The 23617-nt window shown below is 44.8% G+C and carries 20 protein-coding genes; 10 read left to right on the forward strand and 10 right to left on the reverse strand.

Annotation, left to right across the window (positions count from 1 at the left end; all coding sequences use genetic code 11):
- Window positions 1-65: 65 nt before the first annotated feature.
- The gene (locus F6K63_RS05060; protein WP_008187936.1) at window positions 66-1496 is read right to left on the reverse strand and encodes a form I ribulose bisphosphate carboxylase large subunit; all 1431 of its coding nucleotides are present in this window, start codon (window positions 1494-1496) and stop codon (window positions 66-68) included.
- A 107-nt stretch (window positions 1497-1603) separates the two neighbouring features.
- On the opposite strand from F6K63_RS05060, the gene F6K63_RS05065 reads away from it, so the two are divergent.
- Complete coding sequence (locus F6K63_RS05065; RefSeq protein WP_287311086.1) at window positions 1604-1747, forward strand: hypothetical protein; 144 nt, start codon at window positions 1604-1606, stop codon at window positions 1745-1747.
- Window positions 1748-2295: 548 nt separating this feature from the next.
- Window positions 2296-3468, forward strand: a complete 1173-nt coding sequence (locus tag F6K63_RS05070) for a ligand-binding sensor domain-containing protein (RefSeq protein WP_287311088.1) — start codon at window positions 2296-2298, stop codon at window positions 3466-3468.
- 136 nt (window positions 3469-3604) lie between these two features.
- Here F6K63_RS05070 and F6K63_RS05075 read toward each other — a convergent pair whose 3' ends face one another.
- Window positions 3605-4330 (reverse strand): hypothetical protein, encoded by a 726-nt coding sequence (locus F6K63_RS05075; protein ID WP_008187938.1) that lies wholly within the window; start codon window positions 4328-4330, stop codon window positions 3605-3607.
- A gap of 111 nt (window positions 4331-4441) precedes the next feature.
- On the opposite strand from F6K63_RS05075, the gene cobU reads away from it, so the two are divergent.
- Window positions 4442-5047, forward strand: coding sequence for a bifunctional adenosylcobinamide kinase/adenosylcobinamide-phosphate guanylyltransferase (gene cobU / locus F6K63_RS05080; RefSeq protein WP_008187939.1), 606 nt, complete (start codon window positions 4442-4444; stop codon window positions 5045-5047).
- Between the two features lie 98 nt (window positions 5048-5145).
- Window positions 5146-5568, forward strand: a complete 423-nt coding sequence (locus F6K63_RS05085) for a hypothetical protein (RefSeq protein ID WP_287311090.1) — start codon at window positions 5146-5148, stop codon at window positions 5566-5568.
- A 208-nt stretch (window positions 5569-5776) separates the two neighbouring features.
- Here F6K63_RS05085 and F6K63_RS05090 read toward each other — a convergent pair whose 3' ends face one another.
- From F6K63_RS05090 to F6K63_RS05105, 4 genes are all read right to left on the reverse strand, one after another.
- Window positions 5777-7225, reverse strand: a complete 1449-nt coding sequence (locus F6K63_RS05090) for a c-type cytochrome (RefSeq protein WP_502708277.1) — start codon at window positions 7223-7225, stop codon at window positions 5777-5779.
- A 75-nt stretch (window positions 7226-7300) separates the two neighbouring features.
- Complete coding sequence (locus F6K63_RS05095; RefSeq protein ID WP_287254884.1) at window positions 7301-7729, reverse strand: hypothetical protein; 429 nt, start codon at window positions 7727-7729, stop codon at window positions 7301-7303.
- Between the two features lie 91 nt (window positions 7730-7820).
- On the reverse strand, window positions 7821-9287 hold the full coding sequence (locus F6K63_RS05100; protein ID WP_287311094.1) for a c-type cytochrome: 1467 nt from the start codon (window positions 9285-9287) through the stop codon (window positions 7821-7823).
- Between the two features lie 504 nt (window positions 9288-9791).
- Window positions 9792-11216, reverse strand: coding sequence for an NADH:flavin oxidoreductase (locus F6K63_RS05105; RefSeq protein WP_287264773.1), 1425 nt, complete (start codon window positions 11214-11216; stop codon window positions 9792-9794).
- A 908-nt stretch (window positions 11217-12124) separates the two neighbouring features.
- Between F6K63_RS05105 and F6K63_RS05110 the strand changes: the two genes are divergently transcribed.
- From F6K63_RS05110 to F6K63_RS05120, 3 genes are all read left to right on the forward strand, one after another.
- Window positions 12125-12934 (forward strand): SDR family NAD(P)-dependent oxidoreductase, encoded by an 810-nt coding sequence (locus F6K63_RS05110; RefSeq protein ID WP_008187946.1) that lies wholly within the window; start codon window positions 12125-12127, stop codon window positions 12932-12934.
- Window positions 12935-13241: 307 nt separating this feature from the next.
- Complete coding sequence (locus tag F6K63_RS05115; protein WP_287311096.1) at window positions 13242-14534, forward strand: cytochrome P450; 1293 nt, start codon at window positions 13242-13244, stop codon at window positions 14532-14534.
- Window positions 14535-14838: 304 nt separating this feature from the next.
- Window positions 14839-16596, forward strand: a complete 1758-nt coding sequence (locus tag F6K63_RS05120; protein ID WP_287311098.1) for a peroxidase family protein — start codon at window positions 14839-14841, stop codon at window positions 16594-16596.
- Here the strand turns inward: F6K63_RS05120 and F6K63_RS05125 are convergent.
- Window positions 16589-17377, reverse strand: coding sequence for a YdcF family protein (locus F6K63_RS05125; RefSeq protein ID WP_081431920.1), 789 nt, complete (start codon window positions 17375-17377; stop codon window positions 16589-16591). The two genes, F6K63_RS05120 and F6K63_RS05125, sit on opposite strands and share 8 nt — an antisense overlap.
- A gap of 83 nt (window positions 17378-17460) precedes the next feature.
- A complete protein-coding gene (locus tag F6K63_RS05130; RefSeq protein WP_008187951.1) occupies window positions 17461-17934 on the reverse strand; it encodes an EVE domain-containing protein in 474 nt (157 codons plus the stop codon).
- Between the two features lie 566 nt (window positions 17935-18500).
- Here F6K63_RS05130 and F6K63_RS05135 point away from each other — a divergent pair.
- From F6K63_RS05135 to F6K63_RS05145, 3 genes are all read left to right on the forward strand, one after another.
- Complete coding sequence (locus F6K63_RS05135) at window positions 18501-19121, forward strand: heme-binding protein (RefSeq protein ID WP_287267999.1); 621 nt, start codon at window positions 18501-18503, stop codon at window positions 19119-19121.
- Window positions 19122-19183: 62 nt separating this feature from the next.
- Window positions 19184-20149 carry an alpha/beta hydrolase family protein gene (locus F6K63_RS05140; protein ID WP_287295564.1) on the forward strand — a complete coding sequence of 322 codons (966 nt, stop codon included), beginning with the start codon at window positions 19184-19186 and terminating at the stop codon, window positions 20147-20149.
- 492 nt (window positions 20150-20641) lie between these two features.
- The gene (locus F6K63_RS05145) at window positions 20642-20887 is read left to right on the forward strand and encodes a hypothetical protein (RefSeq protein WP_287311100.1); all 246 of its coding nucleotides are present in this window, start codon (window positions 20642-20644) and stop codon (window positions 20885-20887) included.
- Window positions 20888-20982: 95 nt separating this feature from the next.
- On the opposite strand, the gene F6K63_RS05150 is transcribed toward F6K63_RS05145, so the two are convergent.
- Window positions 20983-22188 carry a Coenzyme F420 hydrogenase/dehydrogenase, beta subunit C-terminal domain gene (locus F6K63_RS05150; protein ID WP_008187956.1) on the reverse strand — a complete coding sequence of 402 codons (1206 nt, stop codon included), beginning with the start codon at window positions 22186-22188 and terminating at the stop codon, window positions 20983-20985.
- Between the two features lie 398 nt (window positions 22189-22586).
- On the reverse strand, window positions 22587-23510 hold the full coding sequence (locus F6K63_RS05155; protein WP_287311102.1) for a Uma2 family endonuclease: 924 nt from the start codon (window positions 23508-23510) through the stop codon (window positions 22587-22589).
- Window positions 23511-23617 lie beyond the last annotated feature (107 nt).

Raw genomic sequence — 23617 nt, forward strand, 5'->3', positions numbered from 1 at the left:
TTTGGAAAAAGTATGAAGTCTAAAGTATGGCGTTTCATACTTCAAACTTCACAGCTCAAACTGCATCAGACTGTATCCATTGCCTCGAACTCGAACTTGATTTCCTTCCACAGTTCGCAAGCAACTGCCAACTCAGGACTCCACTTAGCAGCTTCCCGGATCACGTCACCACCTTCACGCATCAGGTTACGACCTTCGTTACGAGCTTGGATACAAGCTTCTAGAGCTACCCGGTTTGCAGTAGCACCAGGAGCATTACCCCATGGGTGACCTAGAGTACCACCACCGAATTGTAGGCAGGAATCATCACCAAAGATTTCGACTAGCGCAGGCATGTGCCAAACGTGAATACCACCAGAAGCCACTGGCATTACACCAGGCATGGAAGCCCAGTCTTGAGTGAAGTAAATACCCCGTTCGCGGTCTTGCTCAATGTGGTCTTCCCGCATCAGGTCAACGAAGCCCATGGTGATACCTTTTTCACCTTCAAGCTTACCGACTACAGTACCGGAGTGGAGGTGGTCACCACCGGACATGCGCAAGCACTTAGCCAAGACACGGAAGTGCATACCGTGGTGTTTCTGACGGTCAATCACAGCGTGCATAGCGCGGTGGATGTGCAGCAGAACCCCATTATCACGGCACCAACGAGCCAGAGTGGTGTTGGCGGTAAAGCCACCAGTGAGGTAGTCGTGCATGATGATGGGCATGTTGAGTGATTTAGCAAACTCAGCCCGCTTCATCATCTCCTCGCAGGTGGGAGCAGTGACGTTGAGGTAGTGACCTTTGATTTCGCCAGTTTCAGCTTGGGATTTGTGGATTGCGTCTGCTACGAACAAGAAGCGATCGCGCCAGCGCATGAAGGGCTGGGAGTTAATGTTTTCGTCGTCTTTGGTGAAGTCCAGACCACCGCGCAAGCACTCATATACTGCACGACCGTAGTTCTTAGCGGATAGACCTAGCTTGGGCTTAATGGTACAACCGAGCAAAGGACGACCATACTTATTCAACTTGTCCCGCTCTACAACAATCCCGTGGGGTGGTCCCTGGAAGGTTTTGAGGTAAGCAATGGGAATCCGCAAGTCTTCTAAACGCAGTGCTCGCAGAGCTTTGAAACCAAATACGTTACCCACGATGGAGGTCAGCATGTTGGTGACTGAGCCTTCTTCAAACAGATCCAGTGGGTAGGCAATAAAGCAGATGAACTGGTTGTCTTCCCCACGTACTGGTTCGATGTCGTAGCAACGACCTTTGTAACGGTCTAGGTCAGTCAGCAAGTCAGTCCAAACTGTTGTCCAGGTACCCGTAGAAGACTCAGCTGCAACCGCTGCACCGGCTTCTTCCGGAGGTACACCAGGCTGCGGTGTTACGCGAAACGCTGCCAAAATATCCGTATCTTTTGGAGTATAATCTGGCGTATAATAGGTTAATTTATAGTCTTTTACACCGGCATCGTAGCCAGCTTTTGTCTGAGTCCTGGTTGATGAGTAAGACATGCGTTGCTTCCTTAGGAACTACTGAATGTTGCTATCGCTAGAAGAGATTTTCTTTTCTTAGTGTTGTGTGTTGCTCCTAGCTAAGAGAACACACAACCCATCTAGGCTTGTTGTCTAAGCCTGAAGAAGGGCACAACACCGATTCCACAATCACCTGTTTGTGGCTAATGTTGGGGATTACCTGTAGCTTTACTTACTTACCCGACTGCTCCGCTGATTGGTACACGGTTGCTAGTGGGTCAAGTCGCTAAGGCAATTCAGGATTTCTTAATCATTTTGAAATATAGCAGGTAATGGGATCACTTGAACCTCAAATATTCTTTAGGAATGTATCAGCTCCTCTTATAACGTCACTCAATGTAAATATTTATCACATTTTTGTAACAAAAACGATAAAATTGACTATAATAGGTTCCTTGACAAGGTTGGGCAGCGGGCTTAGAAAACAAAACCAGATAAATAAAACTTGAACAGTTGCGCGATAGATCGTGAGGGCGCAACCATTGCGCCCCGACAATCGCCCCTAAAATTAGGATTGAGCAACGGATGCAAGGGTAAGTCCTGATGGATGCATCTCATTTTTGGTGTTTGACCCCGTGGTGCGTTACGGGGCAGACTTTCCCAAGGCTGGCTACGAGGCTGAAAATGACGGCGAGCCCTTCGGTGGTGCGTTACGGGGCTACTGGCTACGAAGTTGAATATGATGGCAATCCCCCCTAACGCACCCTACGTATCCTACGCAACATTTTCAAATATGAGATGCACCCAGTCGTGATCAACTAAAGGCTTAATCAAGAAGATGCTGGAAATAATGGCATGGTTAACTAACTGCTTAACTAACCGGTTAACTAATCGGTTAACTAACCGTATCGCTCTGGTAGTCAGTGCTACACTGCTGGGGCAAATCTTACCTGTGTCAATCCCAGACAGTGAGCCAAACAACCATTTCTCAACAGCGATCGCTCAGACACAGTTATCCACTGACTCGCTAAACAAAGAGGTATCCCCCCCCACCTCCCTTAGAAACCCTCCGCCCCCAACTAGACCTTTGCCTGATCAACGCCTCAGGCAAGAAACCCAGCCCCTACCAGCAGATTTTCGGGTGTCTGCTTTGCAACCGGATTTTACTGGTGAGCTTTGGGTGGGCTCTTGGCTAGGATTAACTAGAATTGACCCTAATACTGGAAAAATCCGCACTCGCCTAAGTCTCCCCAATTACACTGTTGGTGCGATAGCTCAGGATCGGGTAGGGCGGATTTGGGTAGGAACCTATGAAGGACTATTGCGTATAGACCCCCGTAATAATGAAATTAATGCCCAAAACTTTACCTTACCGTCTAATAATGTGTTGTCCCTGTTGATTGACACTCGTGGCTATCTTTGGGTGGGAAGCGATCGCGGTCTGGCTCTGATTAGCCCTGACCAGGGATTGTTGATGACAACGTTACAAAAATTACCCGGTGTCAGTGCCAATGCTCTGACTCTAGATCAAGAGGGTCAGCTGTGGGTGGGCACTCTAGAAGGGCTAGTGCGAGTGGATACTGCTAGTGCTTTTGTGATCGCTCGCATCAAGGATTTACCAGGAAACACGGTGCAAACCTTGACCAGAGGACCGGAGGGAATGCTATGGGCTGGCACTCCTAATAGTTTACTGGTGATTAACCCAGACACTTACGAAGTGTTCAGGTCTGTAACTCCCCTAAGAGGACGTAATGTCACTGCTGTCCAGTTTGATCTAGATGGTAATGTTTGGGTTGGTACAGATAATGGCTTATTTAAAATTAAACGAGACAGTGGAGAAGTGTTGGCTAAACTAGGCAAGCTACCTTCTAGTCGTATTCTGGCATTAGCTCCTAATACTGGTAACAAGTTGTGGATCGGAACTTCCGAAGGACTAGCTTGGGTGAGCATGACTACAGGTCGCATCGAACCCCATTTGGGCTTTGTTAGAGAGATTCCAGGTAGCTTTTAGCTGCCAAAGCATCGGCTCATAGTGATCGGCCCATAGTGAGTGCGATCGCAAAAGCGCGGAAGCTGAGGCCGTAGGCCACGCGGGGCGCGTTCGCTTCATTGCGAAGCGTGAGCAAAGGTCAATCGCAAACCTTTAATTAAGGCTTATTCAGCTGAGAGTGCATCACAGTTAATGTTTCTGCTAGTTGACTGAGGCGGTCTTCGAGGTATTTTTTCCGAATTAACAGTTGTCGCAGTTTTTGATAACGAGCGATGGCCATGCTCACACTGGGAACCTGATCCGCTGGACAAGACCTTGACCAAGATTGACCCTGCTCATCCAAGCCACAAAGACGGTAACCAGTACGAGGAGATTGATACGTAACATTAGTATTCGATTGCTCAACTCCTTCATCCACATAGTCCATCATCCGGTCACCATTGGCTAGTCTTACGGTTCCTATGGCATCTTGGGGTTGACTCCCTTGAGACTCTAACCAACCATCAACAATTGGGCCTTCTAGGTATAGGTCTTGAATTTGAAGGAGGATTTTGTGCAGTTCCTGCTGCCAACCCAGAACAATTCCCTCAATGTCTTGCAACAGATTCATTGCCAAAGCTGGGTTAGCACCATGGCGATGGTTTCCCAGTTTAGGGTATTTCAATCTAGGCAGAGTCGGTATCTTCTGTTCATCCTGGCGAGTGGGGAACGGTTGTACTGCCATAGAGAAAGAAGGTTCCTTTTTATTTCTACGACTTACTACACCTGCTTGTTGGTGATTAGTTTGATCAGCCACAGCTGGGGATGGTTGTGATGAATCAGTGGCACTAGCTTTTGCTAACTGATTTAGTGTTGTCTCGATCCGTCGCAATTTGGATTTCATGAAGACTGATTTTGTGAGTAAATATAGTTGATGTCAAGGGCTAAGATGCCCATTATTCTCGACGATAGGGTCTATTAATTTTGACTAAAGCGAAGATAACTCCCAATAGCCTTGAATACTACTAAATTTACCAGTACAAAATTGAGCAGTAATTTAATTTTAGTCACCGGACCATCCAGGTCTGGCAAAAGCGAGTGGGCAGAAACCCTGGCCACGCAGACTGGCAAATCGGTAATATACGTCGCTACTGCCACAACCAACCCGGATGATCCAGAGTGGCTGGCTCGGATTGAAAAACATCAGCAGCGACGCCCCAGTTCGTGGACAACCCTTTTGGTACCACTGGACTTGGCAACAACAATTACCAACTATTCTGACATCAATCACTGCCTGTTAGTAGATTCTCTAGGAACCTGGGTTGCCAATTGCCTAGAACAGGATGATACTGTTTGGCAGCAAACCTTACAAAACTTATGGAATAGTTTGACCAAGGTTAAAGGTTCTGTAATTTTTGTTGCAGAAGAGGCTGGCTGGGGAGTGGTTCCAGCTTATCCTATGGGTAGGGCATTTCGCGATCGCTTGGGAAATGTGGTGCGTTATTTGGGGCACTTGGCTAATCCAGTCTACTTAGTCACCGGTGGTCATGTGCTTAATCTCAGTACCCTGGGTCAACCATTACCCTATAATGGTACTGTTGGCGAATCACCTCAAACCTAATTAAATCCATCGCAAGAGGGGAAAGATACCGGCAGTGGAGAAGAAGCCTCCTAGCTCAGTCGTTCATTAACGGATTAAAACTAACTACTAACAAAACCATGGCATCTGAATCACAAGTCAAACGCTATCTCACCTACTGGTTCCAGTTAGGCAAAAAAGTTGTGATGCGCAATGGTTTTTCAGCTATGCAGCCGCAATCATTCACAAATGGCAAGCACTACAGCCAAGAATTTGAAACTATTTGGCAGCTAGCTATTTCACCAGAGACTGGTGATTGTTACCTGGAAGGAACTGAGGCAGCAATTGCGGATTTATTAACACCCAAGTGGGATATACTGCCTTGTGCCCGTTGTGATATGCCTTTAGCCATTAAAACGGCTGGGATACCACCAACCTGTTGTCCCTGTTTTGATCTACCCACATGGCCCAACACAGAATTGCCAGCACCACGAGATCCAGTGTGTAATCAAACCGAACTAAGAGGGATTTGCGATCGCTTAAATCAAATCACTGAGAATTGAATTACTTAAGAGGGTAGAAAAAACAATAAAATACTAGTTTTTAGCTTGTAGAGTCGCCCAAAAAAAGTTTGGTTATTTTGATAATTGTTATATAGAATACTGTCGTTTAACTGAAAGTGAAAGATATCACTAAAGACAATTAGTTTAATTGCTGCATATGGGGCAGATAAACTCCCCCATATGCTAGTGCTCTAGACAGTCAAGGAGATCACAGAGTTTTGAGATACTCAATCAAGGCTTTCTTATCCTGTTCAGGTAAATCAGTGCCATAAATATGTCCTTGGTTACCGTTAGCTATAACGCTAGTATCGTATCTGAAACCCTCCTTCTCAGCATTTGCGCCCTCCGAGACAAAGCCGACTTCTTCGGGATCATAGACATCATATCCCCGGTAAAATACCTTCGTCCGGTTTTCAGGAGTTTCCAGTAAGTTTGTTAGATTAGGCACCGAACCATTATGGAGATAAGGAGCTCTTAGCCAAAGTCCATCAAGGGCTACTGCCACATAACCATTAGTCTTACGCAGGTAGTCAAAGTCCCATTCATAGCCTTCAGCGTACTCATTATAAGCATCAGCTGCTTCCTGAGTCCACATATCTAAGCGGTTGCGGTCAGTACCAATCTCATCGATAGGAATAACAGTTCCTGTCCGTTCTCCACCAAAAGCATGGCAGGATGCACAGGTATTAGCAAAAATCTCACTACCTTTTGCTGCCAATGTTTGATTAACCTCAAAAGGATATGGGGGAGGAGGTAATTCAGTAATATAATCTTCTACCCGCTTTAAACCTTCGATATTAATCGACTTCCTAGTAGCACCATCCCCGATTGCCCCAGTCTGGATGGTTTCCGTTAGTGACGTTTCTAAGCCATCCCAATGATAGGCAAATCCTTCATGCATCTTTTGATTCCAAATCGACATCATGTCGGAGTTGTCAACAGAATCATCTAGAGGCTGTTCTAAGTATCGAAACTTGCCAGGGTTGAATGGAGAGATTCGACCAGGTCCCCAGTCCGGACGGGAATCCATCCAAGCATATCCTTCCCCAAGTTCCAGAATTGATTTCCTGGTCTGAGGAATAATTACATAGCGATAAAGTAGTTTATCAAACCAATAAAGTTCATAATTGTATCCAATTTCTCCAAGAATATAGTCTGCTGTAAATCGTGGGTCATTGGCACAATCTTGCAGAAATCGGAGGTAGCCTTGAGAATCAAACTTACTTGAGGGTCCTCCTAAAATAATGGTAGGTTTATCTTTAGGATTTTCGCGAAATGTAGCCGTATGACAGGCAGCACAAGTTATGCCCTGACGGGGAAAACCAATAGTTTTTTTAGAAAAGCCAATGGGCAATTCTTTCCCCTCTTCCCAGGTAATTCCCAAAGACGTATAACCACCAGGTCCTGGTAGTTGGTCTGGAAATATCCGGGGAAGCACCAGCCAAATTAAATACGGTACACCTTCAGCATTTTCTGTGCCAATGGAACCATACTTGAAGTGTTCTTCTGGCGACTCATAATCGTAATAAGTGGGAGGATTGGGGTCTTCTCGAAATAGATTGTACCATCCCACATAGGCTACAACTCCAGCCAGCAAGAAAATACTAATCACAATCGTTATTAGTATTTTCCCTAATTTCGTCTTCACCATTTCCATAACGTTATTGTTCTCCCTACTGCTAGATAGTGCTGAGTGCAGTGCTAGGTGATAAGTCTCACTATTACCGAAAAGTTAGGATAATCCCTTGGCTGTTTCTGAAATAAGGGGTTGTCCAGTTTGCAGGGCAAGGAATAATAGAATTCCTTGGATAACTGCGAAGACAAGGTCAACCAAAGCGATACTCAGAAATCCCAGATCTTGACCAAATAACAAGACAGCCGTTATAAAAAACGTAGCTCCACCACCTCGTGTGACCAATATCGACATCCAAGCTGTTGCTTTATAGCGATAGGGATCAATGGCACCAGGAATGTATAAAATACTGATTTCCAGCAACAGCAACCCTGCAGCACGTACCCAGATAATCGGCACTGGAATTTGCATTTTTAATAACGAAAGCATGACTTCTGGGAAGAACAATAAGGGAATGACAAAAAACACCACATTGATAATGATGCCAAGCCATACCACACGACCAAACCATTTAGCGTAAGTGTTCATTTTACCTCTTGCTTGAATCTGTTGTTGTAATCTCTTTGTTTAATGTATTGGTTTATTTTTGTTGTCCATAATTGTTGACATTTATCCCTTACTAAAGAGTCTTCATGTACTCTACTAAGGCATCTTTTGCTTCTGGAGAGAGGTCAGTTCCATACAGGTGACCACTCTTTAAATTGCCAGGAATTGTTGTATCAATCTTAAAGAATTCCTTGGTATTATCCTCGGCTACATCGGAAACAAAACCAACCTTTTGCTGATCGAAAACATCATCACCTCGATAGAATTCTTTGGGTCGGTTTTCGGGGGTTTCTAACAAGTCTCTGAGAGTTGGTACTGAACCATTGTGTAAATAGGGAGCTCGTAGCCAAACTCCATCTAGGGGCACATTGGCATAGCCATTGGTCTTGCGGAAATGTTTGAAACGCCGTGGCGTGCCGACAAAGAGGGTATTTTGATTAGAAAGCAGTTCATAGGTGTAGGAATCCAGGCGATATCGGTCTGTACCAATTTCTTCAATAGGTGTTACCTTGCCAACCTTTGAACCACCAAAAGCATGGCAGCTGGCGCAGTTGTTTTCATAAATTGGCTTACCCACTGCTGCCAAATTCTGGTTAATCTCATAGGGATAGGGCGGGGGTGGTAATTCCCACAGCCAATCAGCAACCCGTTGAATCCCATCCAAATCTACCGTGGTTGGTGTGACCCCTGCACCCAAAGCAGCGCTCAGGTTCCGCTCATCCACCGAGTCGTTATCACCATCCCAGTGCAACTGCAAACCCTCACGAGGCTTCTGATTCCAGATGGAGGGAAAATCTGCACCACCAATCAGTTCATCAGGATCTAAGTGATCCATTGGGAAGCGAAATTGCAGGGATTTATAGGGATTAAAAGTATCCACCCGCCCAGGACCGCGATCAAGTTGGTTATCTAAAAAGGCGAGTAGGCTACCCTGAGCAATTAAAGCATCCCGAGTCTGGGGAATAACCAGGTAGCGATAAATCAATTTCTGGATCGGGTTGAACTTTTCCCCTTGGGCTGCAATCTCTGCCAAAATCCGGTCAGCGTTGAATCGTGGATCAAATGCTACTTCGGAGATTAACTTGATGTAGCCCGATAGATCGACCGTATTGGAAGGCATGGTGGTGATTACCCTGGGTGTACTATCGGGGGTATCTCGCACTGTACCAGCATGGCAGACTGCACAATTTAAACCAACACGGTCAACGAAAATCCGACGCTTTGAAAAGCCGATGGGTCTGTCTTGTCCTGGTTCATAGATAAAGCCTAATGAAGCATAACCCTCACCGGGTAGCTTATCTGGAAAAATTGCTGGCAGTACTTTCCAGATCCAGTAGGGAACTCCATTCAGTGGCTCGCTGCCGATGGAACCATACTTAAAATGGTCATTAATATCTGCATATCTAACTGGGGAGTTGGATATCAACGGCCAAGCTATCACTAGGGTGATGACCAGTACAACTCCAATAATAAGAAGCCAAAACCGCTTTAAGCTTTTGAAAACACCCTTGAGTAGGGTTGGGTTTTCTGATTCACTCATCAATTTCTTACCTGTGATCTATAAATATAGTGCGTCAGTTTAAATATAGTGCGTAAGTGTTCAGTCCTGAATAGATCAGGACTTACCCTTGTATCGAAAAATTAACGCCATTTGTAGGGGTACACAGCCGTGCCCCCTCAACCTAGGGCTTGCTGAATAAGTCTACAAAGCGACTCTAGAGGCTACACAGCTTTAAAAATCTGAGTTTCACCGCTTGGTTCCCCAAGAAAACCCAGGGATTTCCCACAAAAGTGCAAGGTTTTTGAGCGACAAGATCCCAAAACCTTGCACTTGTTTGGTTAAAAAAGGCTTGAAAGCCTTGTCGGGTATGCCTTCTGCCTTGATGCAGCAAGCCCTATCTACCGTAATATCCTAACTCCTATAGAAACAAGCGTTCGAGGAAAGCGATCGCATTCTCTATGGCATTTTCTATAGATGTAAAGAAACAGAAATGTTTCTTAGAAGAGGTTTTTACTCTTCGTTGTTGACAAAGATAATTAAGAATTAGGAGAATGGCGGTGGATCAAATACAGTCATCACCTGTTCAATCATTTTGTCGTGGTCATCATTGTATCGGCGCACATCGTAGCAGCCTAGGGGGTTTTGTAGGGCATTGAGCAAGCACCTGTTGCAGTAGGTGCAGGGTCGGTCTGGCAGGTCTTTTCCTTGCTGAAACTGCTGGACTAGGTCATTATTGGCAACCAGAGGACGGGCGATACTAACTGCATCACAGAATCCTTCACTAATCGCCTCACGGATGTAGGATGCTTGCTGAAAACCTCCCGTGCAGATGACTGGGATATTCACATGCTTTTTGATTTCCCGAGCATCACTGATGCTAATACCTTGGTATTTATCTAGGAGTTCTTGCATGGTTTGACTTGATACAAACTCCCGGAAGGAGTCGTCCAAGGCTTTATCCTGTACATCTTTGCCGATTATCGGCTGAGTCGAACCCTTTCTGTAAACTCGGTTCCACAAGAACAAGAAGATGGGAAATAGGAATCTATACCGGAACAGTAAGTAATTGCGGAAGGTATAGATACCGCTTCCGAGCATGATCTCGTACCATCGGGATGCTTCGTCCCGGGGAAACTCACCGGGTGGGTTCAACGGGTGGGGAAATAAGCTTCCAGTGGATATATGAAGGGCATCTGCTCCAGCTTCCTCGACCCACTTGCAGATTTGGATAGAGTCTTCCAGGGTATTCCCAGGCTTATCCCAAGGAATCACAGCATCGTTGTATTCCACTGCACTGATTTTTGCCTGGAGGTGAAAATCGTTTCCTACCTCCTTGCGTATTCCCTGGATAATCTCCAGCAAGAAACGAGCTCGATTTTCCAGAGAACCGCCATACTCATCCTTGCGGTCGTTGATGCCTGAACTCAGAAATTGGGTAATCAGATAGCCATTGGCACTGTGAAGTTCTACCCCATCAAGTCCTGCCTCACGAGCTCGTCTGGCACCATCAGCGAATGCCTGAATCATTTCCTTGATTTCCTTGCGTGTCATTGCCTGACACTCCAGCCCATGAAATGACTCAGTTTCACTGGTTGAACTAAGACCCTTATTATGCAAATTCTCCACACCACCAACATCCCGCTGACGACCAGAGTGGCTCAGTTGCATCAAAAACTTACAGTCATATTCATGTACTTTCTCCCCGACCTTGCGCCAGAAAGGAATTCTATCATCGCGGTCAATCGTGGCATAGTTAGGTAAAATTCGTCCTCGGATTTGGACCGGTGTAAAGGAAGAGACGATTGCACCGACGCCGCCTCGGGCAAATTTCTCTTCCCAATTGATCCGTGCCTGGTTACCGGAACCATCATAGTTGTCAAATCGACCAGAGATATTAGAACGAAAGATCCGATTCTTTAGGGTCAAGTTTCGGAACTCCAAAGGTTCAAAAATTATATCCTTTTCCATTTGATTTAGTTGAATCTTGGCTTTTGTTGGAATAAAGCAAGCTACAAGCTCAATGCCTAGCATTCCAGATGCTGGCCGAATATTTTTTTAGGAAAACTATTTAATGCTCTTATTGATAGTAAATAACAATAAGGATGTCATTTGTCTTTTGTCCTTTCTATTTTGTGACGCTTATTTGGTCTGATGCCCGATTCTCTGCTATGCGCTGTCCCTAGGCTAGGAATAAATTACTGTCAGTGACTATCCCCTTTGACCCCATCCCCTTGCTTTAGGTTGGGGGAGGAGTCATTGAACTATCACAAATTTGTATAAGGGCGTTTGTTCGCCAATTTTGGGTAAGTCCTGACAAAATCTTGCTCCCCAGTTGGATCTTGTTAAGTCTCTCCTCGAAAAACTATAATTTCCAACACTTTCCATTATGACTTAACAACCATTGATATTTCATGATTATTAAGTTTTTTAACAACAATCCGGTTTTGGAAAAGCTCCCTGTGAGGATAACTATCAAGGCAATAGAGAGATTTTTGGCAGCTGAACCACCTACCTCAGCTAGCGCCCCCATTCTCCCTAAATTTCTCAAAAGTATGCTATACCTCAACTAGAGTCCCTTTGCTTGCTTTATTGGCTTGATTTTTGATTGCCCTAGGATCTGGTGATCTGCTTAAAATGTAATTTAAGTTACAACTACTAGTGGATAACTATAACCTACATAGCATTTCCATTTGATTTGTGAACATAATCCCTTAGGGAAAGGCAAAAGGCAAGATTCAAAAGGCAAGAGCTAATCAAGTGTCTAGGGATTTTTGGGAATGACAAAACTCTAATCCTTGTTTCCAATTCCTTTGGAAAGGCTATCGAAATAATTCTTCAAGATTTTCTGGGTTAATTTTTGTAAACATACACCTCAAATGAATCAAAAAAATCAGGTAAAGGATCGTCCGAAAACGGCTCTGATTACTGGTGCATCCAGTGGAATTGGTTATGAATTTACCAAGTTATTTGCTCGCGATGGCTACAAGTTAGTGTTAGTCGCCAGAAGTGAGTCGAAACTATCTCAACTAGCCGAGGGTTTTAGGGAAAAATTTGGGACATTCGTCAGGGTTATTCCGAAGGATTTGTCAGTTCCAGGAGCTGCACAGGAGATTTTTGACCAGCTCCAAGAGGAAGGTATCAAGGTTGATGCACTAGTCAACAACGCTGGATTCGCTACCTATGGAGCTTTTGCTGAAACAGACCTGGCTACTGAACTAGCCATGATGCAGCTAAACATAGTAGCCCTGACCCATTTGACCAAATTATTTCTGCCAGCTATGGTGCAACAACAGTATGGAAAAATTTTAAATATTGCCTCCACAGCAGCGTTTCAGCCTGGTCCGTTGATGGCAGTATATTATGCCACGAAAGCCTATGTCCTATCCTTTTCCGAGGCAATTGCCAATGAACTCAAGGGTTCAGGGGTGACGGTAACTACTCTGTGTCCAGGACCAACAGAATCGGGTTTTCAAGCTCGGGCAAACATGGAAGACTCTAAGCTGGTTAGTGGACAAAAGATTATGACTGCTGAAACTGTTGCTAGGATTGGCTATCTTGGTCTGATGAAAAATCGAACTGTTGTTGTGCCTGGTCTCAAAAACCAGTTGCTTGCCCTCAGTATAAGATTTATGCCCCGAAATCTAGTAACCCAAGTGGTGAGAAGCATGCAAGAAAGTAGCCACTAGTTCTGATTAGGGAGTGGATTGAGAAATTCTGGCTTAAGCTGATAGCCTTAAGGAAAATAGAAGCAATGGATATGGTAAGCATTCAGCTATCAGCTATCAGCTATCAGCTATCAGCTATCAGCTATCAGCTATCGGCTCTCAGCTTTTGAATAAAACAAGTAAGCATTGGTTTAATCTCTGTTACGTCAGCTGACCGCACCTCAAGTAGCGTGAGCTTTTAGCTCACGGCTGACGGCTGAATGCTTACTGGATAAGTCTCAGTAAAGCCTCAAGTAAGATTTGTCAACGAAACAATTAGCAATGAATAATGAACACCTACCCTTCTACCAATGTACTCGACTTGTTACGGCTTCTGGGTAATCTAGCCAGTGGCTTTATCCGTAACCCCCGTGGTTTCGACCTTGAAAAAGTATTAGGGGGTTGGATTGGTGATGTAATCAAACGCTATGGTAGTAAAAATGTCATTCTAAACTTTCTGATCAAGAAAGTGTTGCTAGTATCTGGGCGTGACTTATCAGACCACATTTTACAAGACCCACCGGACAGCCAAGGCTATATCGAAGGCAATCTCAAGAAGGATGGTATGTCTTTCCTTGCTCCCAACGCCCTCACTATCAGCCATGATCAACAGTGGCAGCGCCTGAGACCTTATAACGAGGGAGTGCTTGGCACAGGTTGCCAGCACCAGTACCAACAGGCTTTCCTCGAACAGGTACATCATGCTTTTTCAAAGCCAGTATCCAACATTGAGGATATCCGGAAATGTATGGGTGAGGCAATGCTTGGCATCGTGTTTGGGGAAAATGTTGCTCCTGGGCGGTTGGTCAAGGATATACAGGTGTTATTCTCAATGGTGGGAAATCCGATCAAGCGGATTGTATTGGGAAGGTTTGAAACTAAGCGTTTAGAAAAATTTTATGAAACTCTTGAGCAGCTTTGGGAAGGCAGCGAAGCGTCTGAAAAGCCCTCTCTGTTGTCTATGGCTCATGGCATAAAGCCCTACACTACCGAAGAGGAACTCCTACAACAAATCCCCCACTGGATGTTTACTTTTACTGGTTCAGGGACTGACTTGCTGGCGAGAACCCTGACTATGATTACCTCTAGACCAAAGGTGCTCGAACGGGTGCGACAGGAAATCAAGGAAGCGGGTTCCTTGGAGCAAGCCTCAACCATTGCTAAACTCAGCTATTTAGAAGCTTGTTTGTTGGAAACTGGTCGTTTGTTCCCTCCAGTGACCAGAACCTTTCACATTACAACAGCTGGCGACAGGTATAATAACACCCGTATTCCGCCAGACATGGAAATTCTGCACTTTTTCCCAATCATGCAACGGGAAAAATCTTTAGACCCATCCACGGATTCGTTTGTACCTCAACGGTGGCTAGATCCGAGGGATCAGGACAATTCGACTTACTCCAATTTGTTTCTGAGAGGGTCTCGTACTTGTCCCGGAAGGGATTTGATCCTGTTTGTGTGTAAGAGTGCGATCGCAATTCTCCTCGACCAGCAGCAGCTGACATCCAAAACCAATGTACTCTCCCGAGACCCTCTACCAGCGTACTTCCCAGAAAAGGATATCCAATTTGTTAACCCTTGACCCTTGACTGTGAAATTTATTGACAGTTCAGTGATCAGCAAAGAGTACCCCAGATGGGTACTGTCAATTCTAGACAATTAGACAACACTAAATTTATTAGGTCATCCTCTTTAATTTATAAATTAATGAGTTATGATGAACATAAAAAACTGAGAAATAGAAAGAGCTAGACAACGGTGAATTAAGATCATGCCCAGTCTTATTCACCTAGGCTTAGGAGTGATTAGTAAGCTCCCACGAGAATTCCTGACACTCCAAACCTAAAACATTAAATCCCTCGGTAATAACTAAAGGAATTAGCACAATGACAAAGAAACCTTGGCATGAGTTCCCTACTCCTCTAGCCCTATTAAAATTAAATAAATTCCGGGATAATATGCGGGAAGAAAACCTGCACGATACTTCCCAATTACCCACAAAAGGGGAGCCCCCTGAACCGACTCCTAGTCCTGATGGTCGCCATCTGAAAATTCGCACAGCAGATGGTTCATTTAATGACCCCAATGATCCTAAAATGGGTATGGCTGGCACCCGCTTTGGACGCAATGTAGCCCTGAAATACGCCTACCCCGACGAAAAGAATTTACTCAATCCCAATCCCCGTACTATCAGTCGGAAGTTATTGACGCGGGATGAATTTGTACCAGCTTCGACCTTAAACCTAACAGCTGCAGCATGGATTCAATTCCAGACCCACGATTGGTTTTCTCATGGCTATAATGAATCCCAGGAGAAAATCGAGATTCCTCTGGAACAGGATGACCCCTGGCCCGAAGAGCATCGACCTCTGGAAATCGAAACAACTCCAAAAGACCCCACTCGTTCTGAAGACGATACCAACAATCCCCCAACCTTTATCAACCGAGAAACTCACTGGTGGGATGCTTCCCAAATCTATGGCAGTTATCAGGAAACTATCGATAAGGTGCGTAGCCATGTCGATGGTAAGATGATCATTGGTGATGACGGTTTGTTACCTGTCAACCCAGAGAACGGAATCGATATTGTCGGCTTTGACGAGAACTGGTGGATAGGACTAAGCATGTTGCATATCCTGTTCGTCAAAGAGCACAACACTATCTGTGATCATCTGAAAAAACAATACCCTGACTGGACAGATGATGACCTGTTCGACCACGCTCGACTGATTAATGCTGCCTTGCTAGCTAAAATTCATACTGTGGAATGGACTCCGGGCATCCTGGGGCATCCCGCCTTGCAAGTTGCCATGAGAGCTAATTGGTGGGGTCTATTAGGTCAGGAATTCAAAAATCGCTTTGGGCGTCTTGGGGACAGTGAAGCAGTCAGCGGCATTATCGGCTCAGCCACTGACCACCATGGTGCTCCCTTCTACCTCACCGAAGAATTCGTTTCTGTGTATCGGATGCATCCCCTCATCCCCGATGAATTCCCGTTTTACTCGGTTAAAGACGGTAAAGAGCTGCTGACAAAAGACTTTTTTGAAGTGTCTGGCAAGCGCTCACGTGCCATTCTAGAACAGGTAGATATAGCTGATTTATTCTACTCCTTTGGAATCAGTCACCCTGGTGCTGTCACCCTTTACAATTATCCAAAGAAATTGCAGCAGCTAGTGAGGGACAACGGTGAAGTATTTGACTTAGCTGCTGTAGATATCCTCCGAGATCGGGAGCGAGGGGTTCCCCGTTACAACCAGTTCCGGGAACTAATTGGTCGCGATCGAGTCAAATCCTTCGAGGAAATCACTGAGAAGCCAGAATGGGCGAAAGAATTGCGGGAGGTTTACAACAATGATATCGATAGTGTAGACCTAATGATAGGTATGTTTGCCGAAAATCCTCCTAAGGGATTTGGTTTCAGCGATACCGCCTTTCGGATATTCATCCTGATGGCATCCCGACGACTGAAAAGCGATCGCTTCTTTACCAAGGATTACACTGCCGAAATCTATACTCAATTCGGTCTGGACTGGATTGAAAAGAACACTTTCATAAGTGTTGTGCTCCGACATTACCCCAGCTTGGCTGCTAGTCTTAAAGGTGTTGAAAATGGCTTTGCTCCCTGGAAGCGCATAGTCAAGTGACGACCCAGTTGAACCTTTGGGTTAATGTTGACACTCCCCGCTCGCTCAGAGACGGGGATTCTTGCTTCAACAACGAACCTTGCTGTTTTTGGTTTGCACGGCTGACAGTAGAGATCAAATCTCCCCCCTGATGCTCACACTTGAAACCTGACTCACGCCAAGCCTCTATGTCTACATCCGTGAGTTGGATTAGATCAGAGCATCGGGGTTGAATGACTTGAGACAGTAGCGCCCAAACCAAGCTGCGAGCAATGTCTATCCCAGTTTTGAGAGGGGATTCAGAATTACCAGGAATACCTTTCTCTTGCACCAAATCTGTCTCTACCCAAATCCCATGAGCTCCCAGTAGAATTTGCGCCATCCACTGAGCCCGTGGTACATGGGTGCCAGAGGTAATTAACTTGACCTTACGAACACCCCACCGCTGGAAAATTGGGATACTAAAGAAAAAGTTACCAAAGGTAGAATTGGCACACTTTTCTAACCAAACCTGTTCCGAAGATGCCATCTCCCGCTTAAAAATTAGCCAAATGCAGGGGTCTGGGGATCCATGAGAAATCAGAATTCGCTTGTCTGGGTACTGTTTGGCTAATTCAGCAACATGGATTTCTCGACGAATACTCCCCCCTAGCACAAAGAACGTATCCACAGGTGCTGATGCTGCTGCCTGCAATCTCAGAGTATTAATTAGCAGCCAGCCACACAAGAACATTGCTATAGTTAATAACCCCCAAACTCGTAGGCGTCGTCGCCATTGTACTGCTCGTGACAAGTTGATCATCTTACAGTATTTTTGACATGCTTGACATTCTCTAGCATAGGGGTCATTAAATATTCTAATCCATCATTCATCTGCCTGAAATATTACCTTTGACTTGGGTTTGTAGCTTGACTGATCTCTAGAATTTTCTGAGCTACTGCCTGAGAAACTGGCATCACCGAGAGTCGATTTCCACGTCTAGTAACCCATAGCTCTTGGTCACTAAATTCCTGTTTAAGGGTTGAAAGCTCTAGGAAATGGGGAAAAACCTCGACAAATTGCACTAGCACAGTATGCCACCGAGGAGATTCAACACTTGATTTGGGGTCATAGTAACGGCTAGTTTGGTCAAACTGAGTTGGGTCAACGACTTCACTTTTAATAATTTCCATTAAGCCCACAATTCCAGGGGGTTTAGTGTTGGAATGGTAAAAAAAAGCTAAGTCTCCCTCTTTCATTTCACGCAGAAAGTTTCTAGCTTGGTAATTACGAACCCCATCCCAAATTGTTTTCCCTTCTTTTTCCAGATCAGTGATGCTATAGACTTGTGGTTCCGACTTCATCAACCAGTAATTCATTAGTTATAGCGTAAGCATTCAGCTATCAGCCATCAGCCATCAGCCATCAGGTTATGCGCTATGGGCACACTACTTAGGCGTTGCTTAATAATGGAATGATTTGAAGAGTTTTTAGGTGCGCTTTCCGCATCTAATTATTAAATTCGCCACGGGTCGCACCTGTGGAATGGGCATCTTGCCCGTTCCTGATATTTGGGGGCAGGCATGATGCGCACCCCACTCCTATTCATTCCCTATTCAGCAACGCCCACTACTTAAGGTGCTAACGAGCAGGGATTTTCAACCAGCCGTACTAGAACCGTAAGCTTGTTTGCTACCTCCCGTTGATTAGCTGACCGCTGACCGCACCTCAAGTAGCGTGCGCGTAGCGCATTAGCTGAATGCTTACATAAAAAAAGACCTCCTAAGTTTACATCTTAAATACAAACGCTATATGAAACTAATATTGATCGTAAGCATTCGTTACGTCACAGCGTCGAAGCCTGTGCCACAAAGCTGATACGCGACACGCTGATACGCGACACGCTGAATGCTTACCTTTCACTGTTAGTTAATTTTACTCCCTGATGAAGCTATCCAAATTTCTCTTGCCTGTAGGCTTACTGGCAATTGTCTTACTGGGATGGAGAGTGTTCAGTGCTGCCTCTGCTCCCTTACCAGAAGGGTTTCCACCTCCTACCCCAGCTGGCAAAATCGAAATCAAACACTACCCTGCCTATCGCGCTGCCACAGTACCCTACTCTGGGGAACTGTCTGAGGCAGCTAATCGTGCTTTTGGCACCCTGTACCGCCATATTAGCTCTAACGATATTTCCATGACTGCTCCGGTAGAGACTCGTTATCCGATCAGTACCCTGGAAACTAGCCAGGGAGGTTCCTTTGCTCAGGTTGGTGAGGCTTATGTATCATTTCTATATCACCGCCGTAATATCAATCCTGAGCAGATTGAAGAAAATATTAGCGTAGAAGACATACCACCAATGACCGTAGTCAGCCTTGGCATGAAAGGTACCTATAGTTATATCAGCTACCAACAGAGTATTGAGCAGTTGAAGGAATGGTTAGCCCAACACTCGGAGTATACAGTCGTTGGTACACCCCGTCGCTTTTTTTATGATTCTCCCTTTGTTCCGGAACCCCTAAAGCGCAGTGAAGTTCAAGTTCCTATTCGACCGGTAAATGAATAATCCCAATTTACTTTATTCCTGCTACCAATAATGATAGTTAGAGTGATCAGGATTTTTTGAAAATGGAAAGACAAGAATTCTTTGAATCCAAGGGTGCAAGGATTTATGGAACACTTACCCTACCAGAAGGTGTGGAAAACCCCTCCGCTTGCCTATTCATTGGAGGGTCTTTTCCTCAGACAAGAGACGGAAATCTAGATAATTCAAAAACCGATTGGTTCCCTACACCATTACCAGAGCGAAACCTGTTCCGGGATGAAGCTAGAATTCTTGAGGAAATCGGGATAGCGACATTTAGATACGATAAGCGAGGATGTGGTCAAAGCGAAGGAAATTTTAATACTACTGGACTATTTGACTTGGTAGATGATGCTCGGATAGCATTGCAATGGATGCGGAGTATTCCTGAGATTGACAGCAGTAGAATCGGAGTTCTTGGTCAAAGTGAAGGGGCTGTAATTGCTTTGATTTTAGCAGCTTCTGACCCAGACATTAAGTTTTTTGTTTGGCAAGGGGGCATTTATAACAACCTGGAATTGATACTCAAATGGCAAGCCGAAGCCTTTGAAAAGTTAGATAGTACAACTATCAAAAATTTTAAAGAAAATATGCCATTGATTTACTGGATATACAAACAGATTGATGAAATTGTTGCTAGCGCAAAAAGGGGTGAAGAGTTCTTTCGCATCGGAGATGAAGATTGGTCTTTTAATTATTACCTACCCCTGGGTCAAGAGCATTTTGAGAATCCTCCCTATTTATTTGTGGACAAGGTCAAATGCCCAGTACTGATTTTACATGGTGCCTTGGATCACAATACACCTCCAGAAGAAGCTCAACAAATGCAGCAAGCACTTATCGATGCTGGTAATAGGAATGTGACAACTCATATTTTTCCTGGATTGGATCACAGCTTCAGAAGATTAGGTGACCCAGATGAGGATTTTGTTACTGCTATGAAACGACCGCTAGATCCAGAAATGCCCCAAGCACTAACTAATTGGCTAAAAGTCTGGCAAGAAAAGTGATCCGGTGATCAGATCAGGTCATGGGGAGATAGGGAGATCAGCTACAGCAGAGGAAAGAATAACAGACTATGATATCCCTTAATCTAGGTAACAAACCCGGTTTCTTTTAGGGTAATTTTTGGTAATCGATATATAAACTATTCGTCAAGTCCGGAATCTAGGCTCTCAGGCTAAAGCCTTGGCCTAAACGAACCAAGTCCACCTAAGTGGACTCAAGTTTCTTTCTAGCCTACGGCTACTAACAATGGTGCAAGATATCAGTTAAACCGACTTCAGAAATTTTGGGAGTTTCCGGTTAGCACACCTCATTTGCTGGAATTTCATGGTTTATTTTATAAAAAGTACGAAATAGACCAAAAAAATTACAATTAGCAGGTTTTGTATAAAAATCACTCACTAGTTAAGTTTTACAAGCTCTAGCTATTTAATTAATCTAAGATTGTAGAATATAAGGAAAACGTACTATTTCAGATTCAGAGGTGAGGTAAAGTTATGCCCCGTGGTGGTTATCGAGAAAATAGTGGTCGCAAGCCGAAGTGGAATCTGGGTCAAACGAAAGCAGTAAGGATTCCGGTAGTGATCGCAGATACAATTCTAGAAGTGGCTAAACGACTGGATGATGGGGAGAGTATAGAGTCGGTGATTATTCCTAAATCAGAAACCACTCAACTCTCTCAATGGACTGAAGAAATAGGGGCATCACCAGGAGACCCGAAAGACTCATTAATGGGATCTTAATTCAGAACTGAAATACCTATAATTTCCCTCGACAGTAGCTGAGTTGGAAGGCACGCGATCGCTTACCCTACCGAAGCGCACCAATCCCTCAGTTTTTAGTCTGGCAACTTGTACTGTTCTACAATCCGCTTGGCATACTCTGGCACATGTGCCTCTAACTTTTGTGGATGATTGCGCTTTAAATATAAATAGTTGCGGGTGAAGTGGGAGTCAATGGAAAAACGAGCATACTCCAATCCTTTCGGACCAATTTTTTCTATCACCACTCCCATCATTTTTGCTGCCCACATCGGTAAGGTAACTCCCTTGTCATAGGCAGGAATACTCTGTTGCACTGCCTGTTTGCGATCGCCTTTTGACATGACTGGTTGAGTTTCCAACTGGTCTTGCACCAAATCCAACATTTCTTGCCCAATGTCATTACGAACCAGAATCCACTGCCAACCAAAGGGTGCTCCCATGTAACCTACCACTAAATCCGCTAGGGAGTTTACATAATCAAAACAACTCATACAAGAGGAGGCAAACACATCTTTGAGTTGATTAGTCTTTAAGCCAAAGAAAGGTACTTTCTCAATCGAGCCATCCTCATGTTTAAAGTGAATCCGGAAATCCTGCATAAACTCGTAATGTACCACCGTTTCTGGTGAACGGCTGGTGGTTTCCAGAAATTTTTGCAACCCCTCACGGTTGACATTATCGACACAGGGCGTACCTAAAACATAGAGTTTTTCTAAACCGAGTTCGTTTTGCACTGATCGCAATGCTTGGATTTGGCAGCCAACACCAATTACTAATAATCGCTTCATCCCTGATTGTTCCACTTGCTCTAACACAGAGAGGTTAGGAGACAAGGTAGGCTTATTCACCCGTGCTGCTAACACCTCCTCTGGGGTACGAGCAATGATCGGCATCGGCTGAAAGCGGTCTTCTTCAGTGTTTTGGACACAGACTACACCTTCAACTTTACCCTGCTTGAGCATTTCCATAGCAATGGTACTGACAATTCCTGTCCACTGCGCCCCTTCTATCGGCTTAATCTTCTTAGCCGTGAGCATCTTCTGGTTAACACCAAAGTACCAATCATCTGGATGATCTAGATTGCGACTACGTCCATGGGCTTTTGTTTCCAAGTCAGCTATTTGCTGGTTTAAGAATGCACAAGCTTCCTTGACATAATGGATATAGTATGTATCACAAAGTCCACACTCGCTACACAGTTCCTTGGCAGGGCGTCGGCTACTTGGTTTTAAGGCTCTCGCTTTTTTATGTTTGGCAGGTTGAGGTGTCACTGAAGTCATTTTCTTAACTAATGGTCTATTGTCTCACGATGGTGAGCATTCAGCTGTCAGCTAATGCGCTACAGATGGTGCTACTTGAGGTGCTATCAGCCCTCAGCTTTAATTTGGATCTTGGTTATCGATTCCAACACAATAGACAGCAGTGTTAATGCGTTCGCTTAGCGGCTCAATACTTAGCATCGCATATCTCGATTGCCAACACTGATCGGATTGTCTCTTAATTTTCTCTTATTTGGTACATTTTTACTAAAGCAAGTCATGCGTTCGCGTAGCGTGGCCGTAGGCCAATCCCATGAAGGGGATATAATTAGACCCTCAGCTCAATCAAAGTACCACCGTAGGGGGGCAGGGCGTGCGCCCACCCACCAAGGGAAAAGAAAACCAGAAAAACCCTCCTTTTAGTTACCAAATTCTGCCACCTGAGATTCAGACAGACCTGTTCGATTGGCCACCTGCTCCACCGTCATCCCTTGCTCTAACAAGCTCTGCGCCACCTGCTGCAACTGAGACTCCGCTTGATCAGCCCTTTGTTGTTCTTGATCGGCTCTTTGTTGTTCTTGATCGGCTCTTTGTTGTTCTTGTTCAGCTCTTTGCCGTTCTTGTTCAGCTCTTTGTTGTTCTTGTTCAGCTCTTTGTTGTTCTTGATCGGCTCTTTGTTGTTCTTGATCGGCTCTTTGTTGTTCTTGCTCAGCTTTTTCCTCAGAAGTGGGCAGTAACTCCCCATCTAAATTTGCCCAGCGTAACCAAGTTGCTTCGATGCCGTTATAATCACCATGCCAACGCACCAAGCTCAAACCTAATGCTTCAGATACCAGTTGGTTTTGCTGATTAGGTTCTATCGGTTGGTAAACTCTATTTTGGAGATGAAATCCAGCCCAATCATCTGGATTGAAAGGATCAAACCAGAAATACTCTGGCACACGCATCTGATTTTGATAAATCTGCTTTTTCTCGTTTTTGTCACGCTCAGCAGTGCTTGCCGACAAAAGTTCGATAATCACGTCAGGAGCCTTTTCCTCCTCCCAAATCACCCAGCTTCGACGCTCTCCCTTGGGTACATCTAGAGCAACAAAGAAATCTGGTCCTTTATAGTCCTTATTTTTGAGTTGGGCAACGCTGTAGTAAACAAACATATTACCACCGACATAGCCATCCGACCTATTATCTAGCCAAGGCGATAGGGTATAAATGAGCAGATCCATTTGGGCTTTGTGCCGTGCGGTTTCCATTGGTATATCATCGTCACAGGGAAGGTCGGCCTGAGTGGGTGGCGCTGCCACTGCCATTGACTCTATAGTTTTAGAGAGTGTAAGCTCTGACATGGCTCTCCAAAGGTGTTAGTTTACCAAGTTTTGACACTTCTATGTTAATGGGTGCTGCTTCAACGCAAATGGGATCATATTTTGCAGGCTCTGGTTTTGGCGGACGG

It is taken from the genome of Moorena sp. SIO1G6 (assembly GCF_010672795.1).
GTDB classification, from domain to species: Bacteria; Cyanobacteriota; Cyanobacteriia; order Cyanobacteriales; family Coleofasciculaceae; genus Moorena; species Moorena producens.

Bases quoted from the DNA above. Each gene is read 5' to 3' on its own strand.
- F6K63_RS05060 (WP_008187936.1), bottom strand. From the start codon at position 1,496: ATGTCTTACTCATCAACCAGGACTCAGACAAAAGCTGGCTACGATGCC.
- F6K63_RS05070 (WP_287311088.1), top strand. From the start codon at position 2,296: ATGCTGGAAATAATGGCATGGTTAACTAACTGCTTAACTAACCGGTTA.
- F6K63_RS05075 (WP_008187938.1), bottom strand. From the start codon at position 4,330: ATGAAATCCAAATTGCGACGGATCGAGACAACACTAAATCAGTTAGCA.
- F6K63_RS05085 (WP_287311090.1), top strand. From the start codon at position 5,146: ATGGCATCTGAATCACAAGTCAAACGCTATCTCACCTACTGGTTCCAG.
- F6K63_RS05090 (WP_502708277.1), bottom strand. From the start codon at position 7,225: ATGGAAATGGTGAAGACGAAATTAGGGAAAATACTAATAACGATTGTG.
- F6K63_RS05095 (WP_287254884.1), bottom strand. From the start codon at position 7,729: ATGAACACTTACGCTAAATGGTTTGGTCGTGTGGTATGGCTTGGCATC.
- F6K63_RS05100 (WP_287311094.1), bottom strand. From the start codon at position 9,287: ATGAGTGAATCAGAAAACCCAACCCTACTCAAGGGTGTTTTCAAAAGC.
- F6K63_RS05105 (WP_287264773.1), bottom strand. From the start codon at position 11,216: ATGGAAAAGGATATAATTTTTGAACCTTTGGAGTTCCGAAACTTGACC.
- F6K63_RS05110 (WP_008187946.1), top strand. From the start codon at position 12,125: ATGAATCAAAAAAATCAGGTAAAGGATCGTCCGAAAACGGCTCTGATT.
- F6K63_RS05115 (WP_287311096.1), top strand. From the start codon at position 13,242: ATGAACACCTACCCTTCTACCAATGTACTCGACTTGTTACGGCTTCTG.
- F6K63_RS05120 (WP_287311098.1), top strand. From the start codon at position 14,839: ATGACAAAGAAACCTTGGCATGAGTTCCCTACTCCTCTAGCCCTATTA.
- F6K63_RS05125 (WP_081431920.1), bottom strand. From the start codon at position 17,377: ATGATCAACTTGTCACGAGCAGTACAATGGCGACGACGCCTACGAGTT.
- F6K63_RS05130 (WP_008187951.1), bottom strand. From the start codon at position 17,934: ATGAATTACTGGTTGATGAAGTCGGAACCACAAGTCTATAGCATCACT.
- F6K63_RS05135 (WP_287267999.1), top strand. From the start codon at position 18,501: ATGAAGCTATCCAAATTTCTCTTGCCTGTAGGCTTACTGGCAATTGTC.
- F6K63_RS05140 (WP_287295564.1), top strand. From the start codon at position 19,184: ATGGAAAGACAAGAATTCTTTGAATCCAAGGGTGCAAGGATTTATGGA.
- F6K63_RS05145 (WP_287311100.1), top strand. From the start codon at position 20,642: ATGCCCCGTGGTGGTTATCGAGAAAATAGTGGTCGCAAGCCGAAGTGG.
- F6K63_RS05150 (WP_008187956.1), bottom strand. From the start codon at position 22,188: ATGACTTCAGTGACACCTCAACCTGCCAAACATAAAAAAGCGAGAGCC.
- F6K63_RS05155 (WP_287311102.1), bottom strand. From the start codon at position 23,510: ATGTCAGAGCTTACACTCTCTAAAACTATAGAGTCAATGGCAGTGGCA.